This window comes from Bradyrhizobium sp. NBAIM03 (assembly GCF_020194055.1).
GTDB lineage: Bacteria > Pseudomonadota > Alphaproteobacteria > Rhizobiales > Xanthobacteraceae > Bradyrhizobium > Bradyrhizobium yuanmingense.
This window is the reverse complement of the sequence record NZ_JADYVS010000001.1, coordinates 265,321-280,041: the sequence shown is the minus strand read 5'-3', so window position 1 is coordinate 280,041 and position 14,721 is coordinate 265,321. Positions and strand designations below refer to the sequence as shown.

General features: G+C 65.5%; 14 protein-coding genes. 8 read left to right on the top strand and 6 right to left on the bottom strand.

Annotation, left to right across the window (positions count from 1 at the left end; translation table 11 throughout):
* Positions 1–65: 65 nt before the first annotated feature.
* Positions 66–725, top strand: a complete 660-nt coding sequence (locus I6F21_RS01220; RefSeq protein ID WP_225182797.1) for a hypothetical protein — start codon at positions 66–68, stop codon at positions 723–725.
* A gap of 306 nt (positions 726–1,031) precedes the next feature.
* On the opposite strand, the gene I6F21_RS01215 is transcribed toward I6F21_RS01220, so the two are convergent.
* Positions 1,032–2,696: an aminotransferase class III-fold pyridoxal phosphate-dependent enzyme gene (locus tag I6F21_RS01215; protein ID WP_225182676.1), complete on the bottom strand. Its 1,665-nt coding sequence runs from the start codon at positions 2,694–2,696 to the stop codon at positions 1,032–1,034.
* Positions 2,697–2,731: 35 nt separating this feature from the next.
* On the opposite strand from I6F21_RS01215, the gene asd reads away from it, so the two are divergent.
* Both asd and I6F21_RS01205 read left to right on the top strand, forming a co-directional pair.
* Positions 2,732–3,595 carry an archaetidylserine decarboxylase gene (gene asd / locus I6F21_RS01210; protein ID WP_036028430.1) on the top strand — a complete coding sequence of 288 codons (864 nt, stop codon included), beginning with the start codon at positions 2,732–2,734 and terminating at the stop codon, positions 3,593–3,595.
* 68 nt (positions 3,596–3,663) lie between these two features.
* Positions 3,664–4,245: an NUDIX hydrolase gene (locus I6F21_RS01205; RefSeq protein WP_036028428.1), complete on the top strand. Its 582-nt coding sequence runs from the start codon at positions 3,664–3,666 to the stop codon at positions 4,243–4,245.
* Between the two features lie 186 nt (positions 4,246–4,431).
* On the opposite strand, the gene I6F21_RS01200 is transcribed toward I6F21_RS01205, so the two are convergent.
* Both I6F21_RS01200 and I6F21_RS01195 read right to left on the bottom strand, forming a co-directional pair.
* Complete coding sequence (locus tag I6F21_RS01200; protein ID WP_225182796.1) at positions 4,432–5,850, bottom strand: FecR domain-containing protein; 1,419 nt, start codon at positions 5,848–5,850, stop codon at positions 4,432–4,434.
* A 273-nt stretch (positions 5,851–6,123) separates the two neighbouring features.
* Positions 6,124–6,900 (bottom strand): DUF2147 domain-containing protein, encoded by a 777-nt coding sequence (locus I6F21_RS01195; protein ID WP_225182675.1) that lies wholly within the window; start codon positions 6,898–6,900, stop codon positions 6,124–6,126.
* Positions 6,901–7,095: 195 nt separating this feature from the next.
* Here I6F21_RS01195 and I6F21_RS01190 point away from each other — a divergent pair, with 195 nt between their 5' ends.
* Positions 7,096–7,995 (top strand): DUF2147 domain-containing protein, encoded by a 900-nt coding sequence (locus I6F21_RS01190; protein WP_225182674.1) that lies wholly within the window; start codon positions 7,096–7,098, stop codon positions 7,993–7,995.
* A gap of 198 nt (positions 7,996–8,193) precedes the next feature.
* Here I6F21_RS01190 and I6F21_RS01185 read toward each other — a convergent pair whose 3' ends face one another.
* Entirely contained in the window at positions 8,194–8,373 is a 180-nt protein-coding gene (locus I6F21_RS01185) for a hypothetical protein (RefSeq protein ID WP_158284424.1), read from the bottom strand.
* A 95-nt stretch (positions 8,374–8,468) separates the two neighbouring features.
* On the opposite strand from I6F21_RS01185, the gene I6F21_RS01180 reads away from it, so the two are divergent.
* The gene (locus I6F21_RS01180) at positions 8,469–9,686 is read left to right on the top strand and encodes an extensin family protein (RefSeq protein WP_225182673.1); all 1,218 of its coding nucleotides are present in this window, start codon (positions 8,469–8,471) and stop codon (positions 9,684–9,686) included.
* A 100-nt stretch (positions 9,687–9,786) separates the two neighbouring features.
* Complete coding sequence (locus tag I6F21_RS01175) at positions 9,787–10,368, top strand: histidine phosphatase family protein (protein WP_225182672.1); 582 nt, start codon at positions 9,787–9,789, stop codon at positions 10,366–10,368.
* An 18-nt stretch (positions 10,369–10,386) separates the two neighbouring features.
* On the opposite strand, the gene I6F21_RS01170 is transcribed toward I6F21_RS01175, so the two are convergent.
* Together I6F21_RS01170 and I6F21_RS01165 are read right to left on the bottom strand one after the other, a co-directional pair.
* A complete protein-coding gene (locus I6F21_RS01170) occupies positions 10,387–10,728 on the bottom strand; it encodes a DUF6665 family protein (protein ID WP_036003457.1) in 342 nt (113 codons plus the stop codon).
* Positions 10,729–10,769: 41 nt separating this feature from the next.
* Positions 10,770–11,405, bottom strand: coding sequence for a TetR/AcrR family transcriptional regulator (locus tag I6F21_RS01165; protein ID WP_057026938.1), 636 nt, complete (start codon positions 11,403–11,405; stop codon positions 10,770–10,772).
* 191 nt (positions 11,406–11,596) lie between these two features.
* On the opposite strand from I6F21_RS01165, the gene I6F21_RS01160 reads away from it, so the two are divergent.
* Positions 11,597–12,910: an HlyD family secretion protein gene (locus I6F21_RS01160; RefSeq protein WP_225155361.1), complete on the top strand. Its 1,314-nt coding sequence runs from the start codon at positions 11,597–11,599 to the stop codon at positions 12,908–12,910.
* Positions 12,911–13,112: 202 nt separating this feature from the next.
* The gene (locus I6F21_RS01155; RefSeq protein WP_057026936.1) at positions 13,113–14,699 is read left to right on the top strand and encodes a DHA2 family efflux MFS transporter permease subunit; all 1,587 of its coding nucleotides are present in this window, start codon (positions 13,113–13,115) and stop codon (positions 14,697–14,699) included.
* Positions 14,700–14,721 lie beyond the last annotated feature (22 nt).

Genomic DNA, 14,721 nt, shown 5'->3' with positions numbered 1-14,721 from the left:
TGATGTCACACGGCCTACATCGAATCTCTGTAAATCCTGAACCCGAAAGAATTTTGGGGATGAGCATGATCAAGAACTATCTTGAGCAGCTGCGGATCCAGCGCTGGGACGACCATCGCTACTATCACCACAGCCGCATCAATCAGAGCCTGCACTTCGTCAGCGCGCTGAGCTTCCTCTTCGCCTATGTCTGGCTGTTCATCGATCCCGTCGTCTCCGCGCTGGTCGGCTGGCTGGTGTCGATGACCTCGCGCCAGGCCGGCCATTTCTTCTTCGAGCCGCACACCTACGACCACATCAATCAGGCGACGCACGAGTACAAGGAAGAGATCAAGGTCGGCTACAATTTGCAGCGCAAAGTGGTGCTGATGGCGATCTGGGCGCTGTCGCCGCTGGTGCTGGTCGTCGATCCCACCCTGTTCGGCATCTTCACGCCCTGGCAGAGCGCGACCGACTTCATGCGGCAGGTGGCGAAGATCTGGCTCGTGGTCGGCGGCGGCGGCCTGCTGTTCCGCACCGTGCACCTGTTCTTCATCCGCGACGTCGAGACCGGCCTCGTCTGGATGACCAAGATCCTGACCGATCCCTTCCACGATTTGATGCTCTATCGCGGTGCTCCGCTCGCTTTGATGCGCGGCGAGCTGATGGATCCCGGCCTGCACCTCAATCCCGAGCACACGCTGGGCTTCATCGAGGAGCCCGTGCTCGAAGAGCAGCACGCTTGAAGCGCGCGGCGCACGCGACAGGCTCCGATGTCTGATGGCTACGTCATGCCCGGGCTTGTCCCGGGCATCCACGTGTTGGGGACTGCGAACGCGGTGCTTCCTTCACCTCTCCCCGCGTGCGGGGAGAGGTCGAATTTGCGCGGAGCGCAAATTCGGGTGAGGGGGGCTATCCGCGGGGGTGCTGCCAGATTGTCGTGCGTCAACGCTCACCGCACGCGCGGAGAGTCCCCCTCACCCCGACCCTCTCCCCGCAAGCGGGGCGAGGGAGAAGGGCGAGCGGTGATCGGGGCCAAGTGTCAGAAAGCCTCAGCGCCCGAAGCGCTTGGCCAGCATCTCTTTCAGGATCTGGCGCTTGATCTGCTTGTTGGTGAGCACGCCATCGTGCCACCAGAAGCCGTCGGCCTTCATCTTCTGCGCGGCGCGGACGAAGCGGTCGGCGACTTCGGTGAAGTCGGCGTCGGTGTAGTTGAGGCTGAAGATCAGCCGTCCGGTGCCGACCCAGCTCAACGCCAGGCCTTCGGCGCGCAGGTAATATTGCAGCATCCAATTGTAGCGGGACGGCGTGGTGTATTTCACCGTCCAGATCGAGGAGAAGTTGGCGAAGCGCACCGGCAGGTCGGCATCCTGCATCATCTGGTTGAGCTTCTTCACGCGCCCGTTCCAGGTCTCCTCCAGCCCATCATAAACGGCGCGGAAGTTCGGGCTGGCGAGGCGGCTCAAGAACTCGTCCATCGCCGTCATGACGTAGGGGTGCGAGTTGAAGGTGCCGCGGGCGAAGCAGATGTCGGCGGGGCGGTCGTCGCGGAAGCGCCGCATCAATTCGCGCTTGCCGCAGACCACGCCGACCGGCAGGCCGCCGGCGAGGCTCTTGCCGTAGGTCACCATGTCGGCCTTGACGCCGAAATATTCCTGGGCGCCGCCGGCGGCGAGGCGGAAGCCGACGAAGACCTCGTCGAAGATCAGGACGATGCCGCGCTGGTCGCAGACCTCGCGCAACTTCTTCAGCCATTCGGTGTAAGCCGCGCGATCGAAGTTGCCGCCGCGCGAGGAATCGACCAGCGAGGAATCGCCGGGCGCGTTGGCGTTGGGATGCAGCCCCTGCAGCGGGTTGACCAGCACGCAGGCGATGTCCTTGCGCGTGCGCAGGACATGCAGCGTCTTCTCCGACATTTCGGCGAGGGTGTAGGTCTCATGCGCAGGAATGGGATTGCCGACGCCCGGCTGCACGTCGCCCCACCAGCCGTGATAGGCGCCGGCGAAACGAACCAGATGCGTGCGCTTGGTGTGGTAGCGCGCCAGCCGCACCGCCTGCATCACGGCTTCGGTGCCGGACATGTGGAACGAGACTTCGTCGAGGCCGGAGATTTGGCAGAGCCGCTGCACATTCTCGAGGATGACGGGATGGTAGGGGCCGAGCACGGGGCCCAGCGCATGCGCGCGCTTCTCGGCGCCCTCGATGCACTCCTTGTAGAAGTCGTTGCCGAAGATGTTGACGCCGTAGGAGCCTGTGAGGTCGTAAGCAGTGTTGCCGTCGACGTCGGTGACGGTGACGCCGCGCGAGGACTCCATGAAGGTCGAGGTGCCCAGATGCTTGCGGACGAGACGCGAGAACTGGAACGGCACGCGGTAGCTCTCGGTGAAGTTCAGATCGGAGATCGTCTCCGCGGCCTCCTTCGTCATCGCGCGACCCTTGGGGTAGCGCTCGGCGTAAAGCCTGGCGAGACGAAAGAAGGCGTCCTTGCGTTGCGCTGCGATGTTCGCCGGCGCGCCGTCGCAGGCGAAGTATTGATCACCCTCGAACTCGTAGAACGGCAGCAGCCGCGCCACCCGGCGCGACATCTTGGAGTGCCCGGCGAGCGAGCGGTGCTTGGCGCGGGAGAGTTCGACCCGCGCCTTGATCTTCGGGAGGACGGCGGCAGCGGACGCTGCGGCGGCCACGGACATCGAGAGAATCGGGAGTGTCGTTTCCATGACAACAAGCGCTAAACCTGTGAGCTGACAGATTCATGACAGTCAAAGCCCTCATCGCCTCTTTCACCCAGCAGGAAGATCTCAACTTCCTGTTGACCAACCGCATCCCCCGCGCGGCGCTGACCCGCTTCATGGGTTGGTTCTCCAAGATCGAGAATGCCCTGGTGCGGGATTTCTCGATCGCGCTGTGGAAGCTGTTCTCCGACCTCGATCTGTCGGAGGCGCGCAAGACGCAGTTCAAGAGTCTGCACGACTGCTTCACCCGGGAGCTGAAGCCGGGCCTGCGGCCGTTCGATCCTGATCCTGCAGTGGTGGCGAGCCCCTCGGACGGCATCGTCGGCGCTCACGGGAAAATCGCGGACACCGAGCTGTTCCAGGTCAAGGGCGCGCCCTATTCGCTGCTCGATCTCGTCGGCGATTCCGCGCTGGTCGAGCAGCACCGCAACGGCTCTTTCGTCACGCTGCGGCTGACCTCGAGCATGTATCACCGCTTCCATGCGCCTTATGACGCGCACATCGAGCGGGTCACGCTGATCCATGGCGACGTCTGGAACGTCAACCCGATCGCGCTCAAGCGCGTCGAGCGCCTGTTCTGCAAGAACGAGCGCGCGGTGATCCGCACGCATTTGTCGACCGGCGAAGCCGTGACACTGGTCCCGGTGGCGGCGATCCTGGTCGCGAGCATCCGCTTGCACTTCCTCGACATGGTGCTTAACGCGCAGACGCGCGGCTCGGTCAATTTTCCCTGCGACGTCAACGTGAGCAAAGGCGAGGAGCTCGGCTGGTTCGAGCACGGCTCGACCATCATCATCCTCGCGCCCGGCGATTTCTCCTTCTGCGACGGCATTGCCGAGGGCACACGCATTCGCGCCGGTCAAGCGCTGCTCAGGAGAAAGTAGCCTTCAATCCGCCGCCCCCGCCGCCTATATCGTCGGGCGGGGACGATTCGATCGATACGGATGTGACGATGGCGCGGGCGCCGGTCATGGCGGCGGGTGGTATTGTGTTGCGGCGCGCGCCGGTGCCGCTGGTTGCAGTCGTGCGCCAGCGCAAGCGCAACGAATGGGTCCTGCCCAAGGGCAAGCTCGACGACGGCGAGACGCCGAGGGAAGCCGCGCACCGCGAGGTGTTGGAGGAGACCGGCCACGACGTGGCCGTGCACGAATTTCTGGGCACGCTGGTCTATCAGTCCGGCGGGCGCTCCAAGGTCGTGCATTACTGGAGGATGGAGGCCGACGGCGGGCCGGTCCGCAAGCTGATGAACGACATCAAGGCGGTCGACTGGCTGACGCTGGACGACGCGATCGCCCGTCTGTCGCGCGAGTACGAACGCGTCTTCCTGACTCAGATCGGACCGATCGCGCTCGCGGCGGCAGGGCTGGCGCCTCTGTTCGCCCCGGAGCAGGTTTCCGAGCCGGTGTCGCCGTTGGCGAAAGACGACATCCATGCATCTTTGCAGACGCTGACACAAGCGGAAGCAGCATCCGTCGATGAATTGCGGCACGGCCTGTTGCGGAAGGTGAAGGCTTGGCTGCGCGGCGAAGCGTGAGTTACTTACGCGCAATTTCAGTGCGGCATTGAAGGTGCACCCTCTCCCCTTGTGGGAGAGGGTGGCTCGCCGCAATAGCGGCGAGACGGGTGAGGGGTCTCTATCCTCACGAGCGGGTCCGGCGAGTGGATAGAACCCCTCATCCGGCGCTTCGCGCCACCTTCCCCCACAAGGGGAGAAGGAAGACTACCGCCGCTCCTTCTCCTTCGGAGCGGGCGCGGGTCTGTGCGGCGCTGCGGGACGTTGCGCGGCGGGGAGGCGTGGCTGGAAGCCGCCGGGGCGCTGCATACCTGGTTGTTGAGCCGGAGGCTGGCCCGGTTGCAATCCTGTGCGCGGCAATGGCTGCTGCGGACCTGTTTGCTGTGTCCCGCCCGGTTGCGGCGGCACGATTCCTCCGGGCTGAATCTGTCCACCACGCTGCGGCAGGGTCTGCGGTACGCGTGGACGGCCGGCACCTCGCGGCTGGCCGGGCTGCGGTTGCAAGTGTTGCGGCTGCCCGGCACGCGGCATGCCCGGCTGCACCGCGCCGCCGTGCTGTCCTTGTCCCTGCCGCTGCGGCGGCTGCACGCCTTGCTGTAGTCCCTTCCGGCCCGGCGTGCCCGGCTGCTGCTGACCCGGACGGTTATCCTGACGCTGCCCGTTCGGTTGCTGCGGCAATTGCCCTGGGGTCGTCGTCGGCCGCAATTGTTGCTGCTGCGGCGGTTGTGCCGGCCGCGGAATGCGGCTGAGCGCAGCCGGATTGGCGCGACGGAAGTCGCGCTGCTCGATGACGATCTGCCGGCCCGCAGTCTGCGCCAGATGCACCTGGCCGACGAAGCCGCGGTCGCGCGCGATCTGCTGCGCGGGAATTATGATCGGCACGGCAGCAAAGCGCATGCCGCCGGCCGTGGCTGCGCCCGCTCGGATCGCAAAGCCGCTCGCGGCTTGCGTCAGCGCGCCGAGCCGCGCGCCGCTCGCGCGTTCCTCGACATCGATGTGGCCGACCCGGCCGTCGGCGTCGGGATAGAGCTTGATGTTGACGTTGCGCGCCCGGTTCGCCGCCGCCCCTTCGGGCACGTCGACGACCCCGGTGGTGCCGCGGATGCCGAGCGTTGCCGTCGGCGTCGTGATCTTCATGTCGCCCGTCTTCGCCACCGCGGCCGCCACGAAGGCAACCGTGCCCTTGCCGACGTCGAAGATCGCCGAATTCTGCTTGCCGCCGTCGTCATAGACGTAATTGTCGATGGTGATCTTCGCGCTGGCCGAGAGGTTGAACGTGGTGGCGTCGTTGAAGGTGATGCCGAGCGCGGAGTTCGACGAGGTCTGCACGATGTCGTTGAGATAGATATCGTCGCGCACGCGCAGCGGATAGGAATTCTTGTCGCGGATCACGGTCGCGATCCCCGTCACGGTCGCGACGTTGCCGATCGGCTCGACGGCGGGGGGCTGTGCGTCTGCAGACGGTGCCGGCGTCGGCGTCGGCGTCGGCGAAGGCGCGGGCGTTGGCTGGGCTTGCGGTTGCGCCTGTGCGAACTCGATCGTCTCGGATGCGCACGCTACACCAGCGCCTGCCAGCGGCAAGGCCAGCAGGGCGAGCGCGAATACGAGGCGGCGCCAAGCCAGCATTGATGTCACGAAGGAGTCCCGGTGAGAGCGTGAGGCGAGATCGGGCGATTTCAACGGGGTGTGGCTGAATGGTGGATGAACGTCTGTCGTCGGGGCAGGGGCTAGCTATCCTTCCGTCATGGCCGGGCTTGTCCCGCCTGCACGGACGAAGCCGCTACGGCGCGGCGAAGGCACGGCCATCAACGTCTTGATTGCGGTACGAAGAACGTGGATGCCCGGGACAAGCCCGGGCATGACGAAGAGTTGTCTACTTTTCGCGATGCGCTCCGCGGGTCAGCTCACGCGCTTCCAGGTCTGGCCGCCGCAGAACATGCCGCCGAAGGCGCAGCCCTGCACGCGCATTACGTTCGGACCTTTCATCGAGATCGTGGAGTCGTAATTGCGGCCGGAGTTGGGATCGCGAATGCGGCCGCTCCACTTCGATCCTTCGGGCTTCATGTTGATCAGGATGCGCTCATTTGTCTTCTCGGCAAAGCCGCAGAGATTGGCGCCACACTGCTCGACGCGGACATTGCCCTTGTTCTCTTCGGTCGCCCAGATGCCGATCGGCGAGTTCGCTGCGGCCACGGGCGCGGCAGCCACCGGAGCCGGCGCGGGAGCCGCGGCGACCGGAGCGGGGGCGGCAACAGGGGCAGGCGCAGCAACAGGAGCAGGCTGCGAGCTGTCGTAGCCGACAGAAGGAGCGGCGGCAGCGGTCGCGGCTGGGGCAGCGGGCGCGGCTGGCGCTGCCGGCGCAGTCGCTTGCGGCACGGGCTGCTGCTGCACGGGAGCCGGCGTGGGTTGCGTCGTCGTGGGCGCCGGAGCCGGCGTGGTGTCGTCGTCATCGTCCTTGGAGCCGCCAAGACCCTTGAGGTTGATGTTGTTCAGCTTGATCGGCTTGTCCGACAGGCCCGGCGCGACGATGGTCACGCAATTGAGCGAAGCGCAGTTGCGCGGCGTCTCGATGCGGATGTGCTGGCCCTCGATCTGGAACGAGATCGAATTGCCGGCATGCGCGGCGGCGGTCGAAGCCAGGAAGAGGGCGGTGGCGGCGATGGAGAGCTTGTTCATGACAACCTCCGAAAATAGCGCGGTCCCGATATGGACTGGTGTCGCTGGTGAATGAAGCGTGGTTCGACCCTACGCCGCGGCGGTCGGGCGTTCTGTGATGGGCGTCACAACGAGCGAACAACGCCTGGGTGATGCAGCGCACATTCAGCCGCGCCTGCGCTGCGTAACGTCGTCGCGACACCGAGGGAAACGCAGATGCAGCGGCTTGCAACCTGGCTTGCCACCTGTCTTGGCACATCGATCGTGCTGCTGGCGGTCGCGCCGACGGCGCAGGCCGGCTCCTACACGTTCTCGATCGGCGGCAGCCGGTTTCATGTCGAGGCGCCGCGCAATTGCCGATCCGCGTCCTGTATCACGGTGGCCTCCAGGCGCAACCTCAGGCCGACGGACGATGTCGGCACGGCACGAACTGTGCAGCCGGCGCCCGCGCCGATGATCCAGGCGCCGCAGCCGGCTTGTCCGGCGGCAGCGGTCAAGCCGCCACAAGCGGCTGTGGTGGTGCCGCCACCGGCGCCTCCCGTTCTTGCCGCGGCGTCGTCGCAGCCTGTTGCACCGCCGCCGGCGCCAAGCTTGGAGATTTCGAGACTGGAGACGTTGAGCCCCGGTCCGCCGCGGGTTGACCTGGAGCGCATCGACCAGCCGAAGACCGCCGCGCTCGAACCGCCGCGCATCGAGCCGCCGGTCATCGTTCCGAGCACCGAGATCAATCAGACTGCAGCGGTGGCGCAGATCAGCACTGACCAGGGCCACGCGCTGCTCGGCGAATGGGAGAGTCTAGGTGCCAAGGGCACGGTCCGCATCGAGCGCTGTGGAGCTGCGTTGTGCGGTTACGCGCTCAGTGAAGCGTCGAGCCGCGGCGAGAGCGTGCTCGTCCACATGAAGCCGAAGAAGCACAATGTCTGGACCGGCAGCATCTACAGCCGCTCCAGCGGCAACACCTACTACGCCACGATGACGCTGAAGAGCTCCGGCAAGCTGCACGTCGAAGCCTGCGCGCTCGGCCGCTTCTGGTGCTCCGGCAACGACTGGACGCGGGTCGAAGCGCCGCGGGAGGAGCTGATCACGACGTCACCTCAATGGAGCGCGCGGTCGTAGCTCGCGGCGATGCGCATTGTTGTGCCTTCGCCCCTTGTGGGAGAGGGCAGCTCCGCTGGTCGACACGAATTCACTTGGGTGAGGGGTTGTCTCCACAAGCACTGTGCCGCGAGGATAGAACCCCTCATCCGTCGCGCTTTCGCGCGCCACCTTCTCCCACAAGGGGAGAAGGGAAGAGAGTCACTGTGTGCTTTGAGTCTAAATCATCCCGAGCACGATGGCGCCGACGAAGGCCATGGCGAGGTAGGCGGTGATCACGCTCAATCTGCCGGCGAACGTCATGAGGTCGCTCCCTCGGTGCGCGCTGCTTGGCGCGCAGCCCTTATGGTTAACAGAAAGTCTCTTTTCGAAAAAGTCAGGCTCGCTGTCGCTCGTCATCGGCAGCAACCGGTGCCGCCGCGCCCGGTATGGTTAAAGAACACTGAAATCAACACGTTGAAGAGTCTTTAAGTAAATTCATCGAACGTGCGTGCATGACGCGCGGAGTTCGTTTGTATCTCGTCGGCTCCATCGTCCTTGTTTCGCTAGCGGGTTGCGGTCGCGGCTTCTTCCAGGCCGAACGCGAACCCTGGCGGGCCGAGGCAGAAGCCGCATGCCTGAAATCGGGCGCAGTCAAGGAAAGTGCGGACATCGTCCGCATCGACCCGATCTCCGGGCCTGGCAGCTGCGGCGCCGAGTTTCCGCTCAAGGTCGCCGCCATCGGCGAAGCCTCCGGCACCTATGGCTTTGCCGACGAGGCGCTGCGTCCGCCCGGCAGCATCGGCAACCAGCCGCGTTGGCCGGTGCAGCCGCAGTCGAATTATCCGCAGAGCCAAGGCTATCCAACATCGTCCTATCCCGCATCGTCCCATCCGCAGCCCTCGAACTATCCCGAGAGCGCGGTGCGCCAGCCCACCGGCTACGGCACCTCGACCGGACCGATGTCGCTCAACGCCCCCGGCGTGGCCGCGCAGGAAGACGAGATCGACCTGCCGCCCGAGGGCACCGATGCCGCGGGGGCGGCGCGCTACATGAACACACCGAGCTATCCGGCTCGTCCGGCGCCTTACTCGCAGGCGCCGGCGCAGCAGCCGCTGCCGCGTCTTGGTCCTGCGCAGGGTAATCCCGTCACGAGCGTCGGTCCCGTCGCGATCAAGCCGACCGCGACGCTCGCCTGTCCGATCGTGTCCGAGCTCGACCGCTGGCTCGCCGACACGGTGCAGCCGTCGGCGATGCGCTGGTTCGGCGTGCGCGTCGCCGAGATCAAGCAGATCTCCGCCTATTCCTGCCGCGGCATGAACGGCAATTCGCGGGCCCATATTTCGGAGCACGCCTTCGGCAACGCCCTCGACATTTCCGCCTTCGTGCTCGCCGACGGCCGCCGCATCACCATCAAGGACGGCTGGCGCGGCATGCCGGAAGAGCAGGGCTTCCTGCGCGACGTGCAGGCTGGGGCCTGCGCGCATTTCACGACCGTGCTGGCGCCGGGCTCCAACGTCTTTCACTACGATCACATCCATGTCGATCTGATGCGCCGCGCCAGCCGCCGCCTGATCTGCCAGCCGGCCGCGGTGTCGGGCGAAGAGGTCGCCTCGCGCGCGCAATCGCGCAGACCCTATGCGAGCGGGCGCGAGCCGTCGGTGACCGGTTCGCTCGGTGCTCGCAAGAGCACGATGCACAAGCGGGAAGACGACGAGTACATCGACGAATAGCCCGATTTGCCAGTAGCCCGGATGGAGCGAAGCGCAATCCGGGAAAAACTGTCCCCGCATTCCGCTTCGCTCCATGCGGGCTACGATCGCGTCAAAGGCAATGTCTATCGTCCGCTATCTCACCCACCCGCAGGTGCAAATCGATCCCGATGTGCCGGTGCCGCAATGGGGCCTGAGCCCGGTGGGTCGCGCGCGCACCGAAGCCTTGGCGAATGCAGGCTGGCTCGCAAGCACGACGCAGATCGTCTCCAGCGGCGAGCGGAAGGCGATCGAGACCGCCGAGATCGTTGCCGCTCGGCTCGGACTCATGATCGAGATCCGCGAGGCCATGCACGAGAACGACCGTTCGGCGACCGGCTTCCTGAAGCCGGCCGAGTTCGAAGCCGTCGCCGACCAGTTCTTCGCCGCGCCTCATCTCAGCGTGCGCGGCTGGGAGCGTGCCGCGGATGCACAGGCGCGGATCGTGCGCGAGGCTGAGGCGGTGCTGGCGCGACATCGTCCCGGCGACGTCCTGTTCGTCGGCCACGGCGCAGTCGGCACGCTGCTGTTTTGCCACATTGCGGGCCACCCCATCGCCCGCATCCACGATCAGCCCGCCGGCGGTGGCAACTGCTTTGCGTTCGCGCGGGAGGGGCGGCGCGTCCTTCACGGGTGGCGCGCAATGGAAGACATCGAAATTTGATCCCAGCCGAGCCGGAGTTCACCCTGCAGCCGGCTTCCGCGGCGCCGGTGCCAATCCCATGCAGCGCTGCACCTCACCCGGGACGTTGTAGGTGCGCATGATGTGGCGGCTGTCGCGTAAGCCGGACGCCTCGCGTTGCACCACGAACATCCAAAGCGCCTGGCCAGCTTCCAGCACCAGCTTGCGCCTGGCCGGTTGCATCGCTTCCGGCACATCGGTCGCTGCGTGGGCGGCGTCGAACTCGCGCAAGCGCGACAGGCTCTGTTCGAGGGCGCGGCCCATCCGTCCAAGCGCGGAAGCCTGTTCCTGGACGATCTCGTAGTGGAGGATGTCGACCGGCGGGCGAAGATCACGAGACATGGCCGCAATATAGCCGCCCGGCCCACAGGCGCAACGCGCGGCTACTTCGCCTTATACGCCGCCAGGAACATCCGCGTTGCGCTCTCGACCACCGCACTCATGCGCTGTTCCGACGGCGCGGGCGCCGCCTGGAACACGAAGGGCAGGAACAGCGAGGCCTTGCTGAGCTCCATGAACTGCGAGGCGGCGAGATCGCAATCGTCGATCGCGAGATCGCCCGAGGCGACACGGGCCTTCAGGTAAGCGGAGAGGCTTTTGATGCTCTTGTCCAGCACGCGCGCATAGTAACGGCGGCCGACATCAGGCATGCGCTCGGCGATCGCCATCACGGTGCGGATCGCGGATCCGCCACCGGGGCGGCAGACCAGGTGAAGATAGGCGAGGCCGAACTCCTTCAGCGTGGTCTCGGCCTCGCGCTCGGGATCGAAACTGAACACGACCTGGCCATGCTGGAGCGCCTCCTGTTCGACGATGGCTTCGAACAGCGCGAATTTGTCGGCGAAATAGACGTAGAGCGTGCCCTTGGAGACCTGCGCGGCGCGGGCGATCTCGCCCATGCTGGCGCCGTCGAAGCCAAGATCCATGAACACCTTGCGGGCACCGTCCAGAATCTGGCGGCGCTTGGAATTGTCCTCGTCCGGGACGACGTGCAATTGTTCGCCGGCAGCTACAACCATTGGTTTAGGGTCTCGGAAGCTTTTTGGTTCGGATCAGGGCCATGAAACGCCAACGAAGGATTCGCGGCAGTAAGGTCTGCAGGACATAATCTCTATATTGACCGAACCGTTCGGTCAATGGTATTTGAGATCCAGCGAGGAGATCGCCCGCAACAGAGGGCGCCCTCGGTTGCGTTTGTGGGGAGGCCTGGATGGCCGCATCGAGAGACCAGACGGCTCGCGTCCTTCGCCAGGAAGCGGTGGAGGGCCAGGCGGGCGGCGATCCTGGCTCCGAGGCATCCGCACTCCCTGCCGAGCAACTGCGCCCTCATGTCGCCGAGGAGGCGAAGCGTCCGACCCGCGAGGCGCCGGAGAGTCCGGTGACCGACAAGCCGCCGGCACCCGGGGCGGAAGCGCCCGCCGCCGCTGCGCCCAAATCCGGCAAGCGCAAATTCGTCCTGACCGGCCTCGGCCTCGCACTCGCGTTCGCCGTTGCGGGCTATGCCGGCTATTACACGCTGGTCGGCCGCTTCTACATCTCGACCGACGATGCCTATGTCCGCGCCAACAACACCATGCTCGGCGCGCGCGTTGCCGGCCATATCTCCGCGATCCTCGCCGGCGACAACACGCCCGTCCAGGCCGGCGACATCATCTTCCGCATCGACGACGGCGATTACAGGATCGCGGTCCAAGCCGCCGCGACCAAGATCGCGACCCAGCAGACCACCATCGATCGCATCGGCCGCCAGGTCGCCGCACTCGACAGCCAGGTCGCCCAGGCCAAGGCGCAGCTCGTCTCCGCGGAAGCGGGCCTCAAGCGCGCCGACCTCGATTACGAGCGCCAGCAGGCGCTGAGCAGCAAGGGCTTTGCCTCGCGCGCCACCTTCGAAAGCTCGGAGGCCGGACGCGACCAGGGCGCCGCCGCGGTTAAGGCTGCAAAGGCCGCCTTTGAGGTTGCCGTCAGCAATGTCGACGTCGCCAGGGCGCAGCAGGCCGAAGCGCAGGCCCAGCTTGCCGAGCTCAAGACCACGCTGGCCAAGGCCGAGCGCGACCTCGGCTTCACCGCGGTGCGCGCACCGGTCAACGGCACGTTCTCGAACCGCCTGGTCAACACCGGCGACTTCGTCGCGGTCGGCCAGCGCCTCGGCAACATCGTGCCGCTGGACGAGGTCTATATCGACGCGAATTTCAAGGAGACGCAGCTCAAGCGCATCCGTCCCGGCCAGCCGGTGACGATCAAGGTCGATGCCTATGGCATGCGCAAGTTCTCCGGCGTGGTCGACAGCATCGCGGCGGGCGCAGGCTCGGTGTTCACGCTGCTGCCGCCCGACAACGCCACCGGCAATTTCACCAAGATCGTGCAGCGCGTGCCGGTCCGCATTCGCGTGCCCAAATCGGTGGCGAAGCAGAACCTGCTCCGCGCCGGCATGTCGGTCTACGCCACCGTCGACACCAACAAGGGCGCCGCCGACGCCGACAGCGAGGTCGACCTCGACCATCCCACCGCGGTCCATCCGCAGTAGGGACGATGACATGAGCCGCGCTGCTGCCCCGAATGCAGGTGCGCTCCCTCTCCCGCTTGCGGGAGAGGGCTGGGGAGAGGGTGTCTCCTCCAGGGAGACTCCCCAAGAGGAGAAAGCCCTCACCCGCCGCGCTCTTCGAGCGCGTCGACCTCTCCCGCAAGCGGGAGAGGTAAGAGCCCGCCGCTCCAGTCCGAGCTGACACATGGCCACCGCCACCACCGCTTCACCTGCCATGATGGCGGATCCCGCTTCGGAGCGCATTGCGCCGAAGCGGCTGTTCGCGTTCATCATCATGGTGTTCGGGATGTTCATGTCGATCCTGGACATCCAGATCGTCTCGGCCTCGTTGAGCGAAATCCAGGCCGGGCTGTCGGCGAGTTCCAGCGAGGTGTCCTGGGTTCAGACTGCCTATCTGATCGCCGAGGTGATCGCGATCCCGCTGTCGGGCTTCCTGTCGCGCGCCTTCGGCACGCGGCTGCTGTTCGCGATCTCGGCGGCGGGCTTCACCGCCGCAAGCCTGCTCTGCGGCTTCGCCACGACGATCGAGGAGATGATCCTCTGGCGTGCGCTGCAGGGCTTCCTCGGCGCCGGCATGATCCCGACCGTGTTCGCCTCGGCCTACACCGTCTTTCCGCGCACGAAATTCCACATCGTCGGCCCTATCATCGGGCTCGTCGCGACGCTGGCCCCGACCATCGGGCCGACGGTCGGCGGCTACATCACCGACCTGATGTCGTGGAACTGGCTGTTCTTCATCAACGTCGTGCCCGGCATCGGCATTACATTAGGTGTGCTGGCGCTGGTCGATTTCGACGAGCCGCATTTCGAATTGCTCGACCGCTTCGACTGGTGGGGCCTATTGTTCATGGCGAGCTTCCTCGGCACGCTGGAATACGTGCTGGAGGAAGGATCGCAACATCAATGGATGCAGGACACGTCGGTCGCGATCTGCGCCTGGATCAGCGGTCTCTCGGCCATCGCCTTCTTCTGGCGCGTGTTCACGGCGGCCGAGCCGATCGTCAATCTGCGCACCTTCTCCGACCGCAATTTCGCCGTCGGATGCACGCTGCAATTCTGCATCGGCATCGGCCTCTACGGCCTGACCTACATCTACCCGCGCTATCTCGCCGAAGTGCGCGGCTACAGCGCGCTGATGATCGGCGAGACCATGTTCGTCTCCGGCATCACCATGTTCCTGGTCGCGCCGCTGGTCGGCCGGCTCATGGCGAAGGTCGACATGCGCTACATGATCGCATTCGGCCTCATCGTGTTCGCGATCGGCTCCTACCAGATGACCTTTATCACGCGCGAATACGATTTCTACGAGCTGCTGGTGCCGCAGATCCTGCGCGGCATCGGCATGATGTTCGCGATGGTGCCGACCAACAACATCGCGCTCGGCACGCTCGCGCCCGAAAAGGTGAAGAACGCGAGCGGCCTGTTCAACCTGATGCGCAATCTCGGCGGCGCGGTCGGCCTCGCCGTCATCAACACCGTGCTCAACGAACGCACCGACCTGCACATCGTCCGCCTGCAGGAGCGGGTGACCTGGGGCAACGCGACCGCGACTGAAACCCTGACCATGTTGATGCAGAAGTTCCAGGGGCTCGGCGATTCCGCGCTGATGGCGATGAAGCAGCTCAGCCAGATCGTGCATCGTCAGGCCGTGGTGATGAGCTTCGGCGACGTCTTCCTCATGCTGGCGCTGTTCTATCTCGGTCTCAGCCTGCTGGTCGCGCTGCTGAACAAGCCGGCTTCGCCGTTCGGCGCGGCCGGCGACGCGCACTAATTTGCAACACTCGTGCGTGATC

Bases quoted from the DNA above. Each gene is read 5' to 3' on its own strand.
- I6F21_RS01170 (WP_036003457.1), bottom strand. From the start codon at position 10,728: ATGTCTCGTGATCTTCGCCCGCCGGTCGACATCCTCCACTACGAGATC.
- I6F21_RS01155 (WP_057026936.1), top strand. From the start codon at position 13,113: ATGGCCACCGCCACCACCGCTTCACCTGCCATGATGGCGGATCCCGCT.
- I6F21_RS01165 (WP_057026938.1), bottom strand. From the start codon at position 11,405: ATGGTTGTAGCTGCCGGCGAACAATTGCACGTCGTCCCGGACGAGGAC.
- I6F21_RS01220 (WP_225182797.1), top strand. From the start codon at position 66: ATGATCAAGAACTATCTTGAGCAGCTGCGGATCCAGCGCTGGGACGAC.
- I6F21_RS01160 (WP_225155361.1), top strand. From the start codon at position 11,597: ATGGCCGCATCGAGAGACCAGACGGCTCGCGTCCTTCGCCAGGAAGCG.
- I6F21_RS01205 (WP_036028428.1), top strand. From the start codon at position 3,664: ATGGCGCGGGCGCCGGTCATGGCGGCGGGTGGTATTGTGTTGCGGCGC.
- I6F21_RS01195 (WP_225182675.1), bottom strand. From the start codon at position 6,900: ATGAACAAGCTCTCCATCGCCGCCACCGCCCTCTTCCTGGCTTCGACC.
- I6F21_RS01215 (WP_225182676.1), bottom strand. From the start codon at position 2,696: ATGGAAACGACACTCCCGATTCTCTCGATGTCCGTGGCCGCCGCAGCG.
- I6F21_RS01175 (WP_225182672.1), top strand. From the start codon at position 9,787: ATGTCTATCGTCCGCTATCTCACCCACCCGCAGGTGCAAATCGATCCC.
- I6F21_RS01185 (WP_158284424.1), bottom strand. From the start codon at position 8,373: ATGACGAGCGACAGCGAGCCTGACTTTTTCGAAAAGAGACTTTCTGTT.
- I6F21_RS01180 (WP_225182673.1), top strand. From the start codon at position 8,469: ATGACGCGCGGAGTTCGTTTGTATCTCGTCGGCTCCATCGTCCTTGTT.
- I6F21_RS01190 (WP_225182674.1), top strand. From the start codon at position 7,096: ATGCAGCGGCTTGCAACCTGGCTTGCCACCTGTCTTGGCACATCGATC.
- I6F21_RS01200 (WP_225182796.1), bottom strand. From the start codon at position 5,850: ATGCTGGCTTGGCGCCGCCTCGTATTCGCGCTCGCCCTGCTGGCCTTG.
- asd (WP_036028430.1), top strand. From the start codon at position 2,732: ATGACAGTCAAAGCCCTCATCGCCTCTTTCACCCAGCAGGAAGATCTC.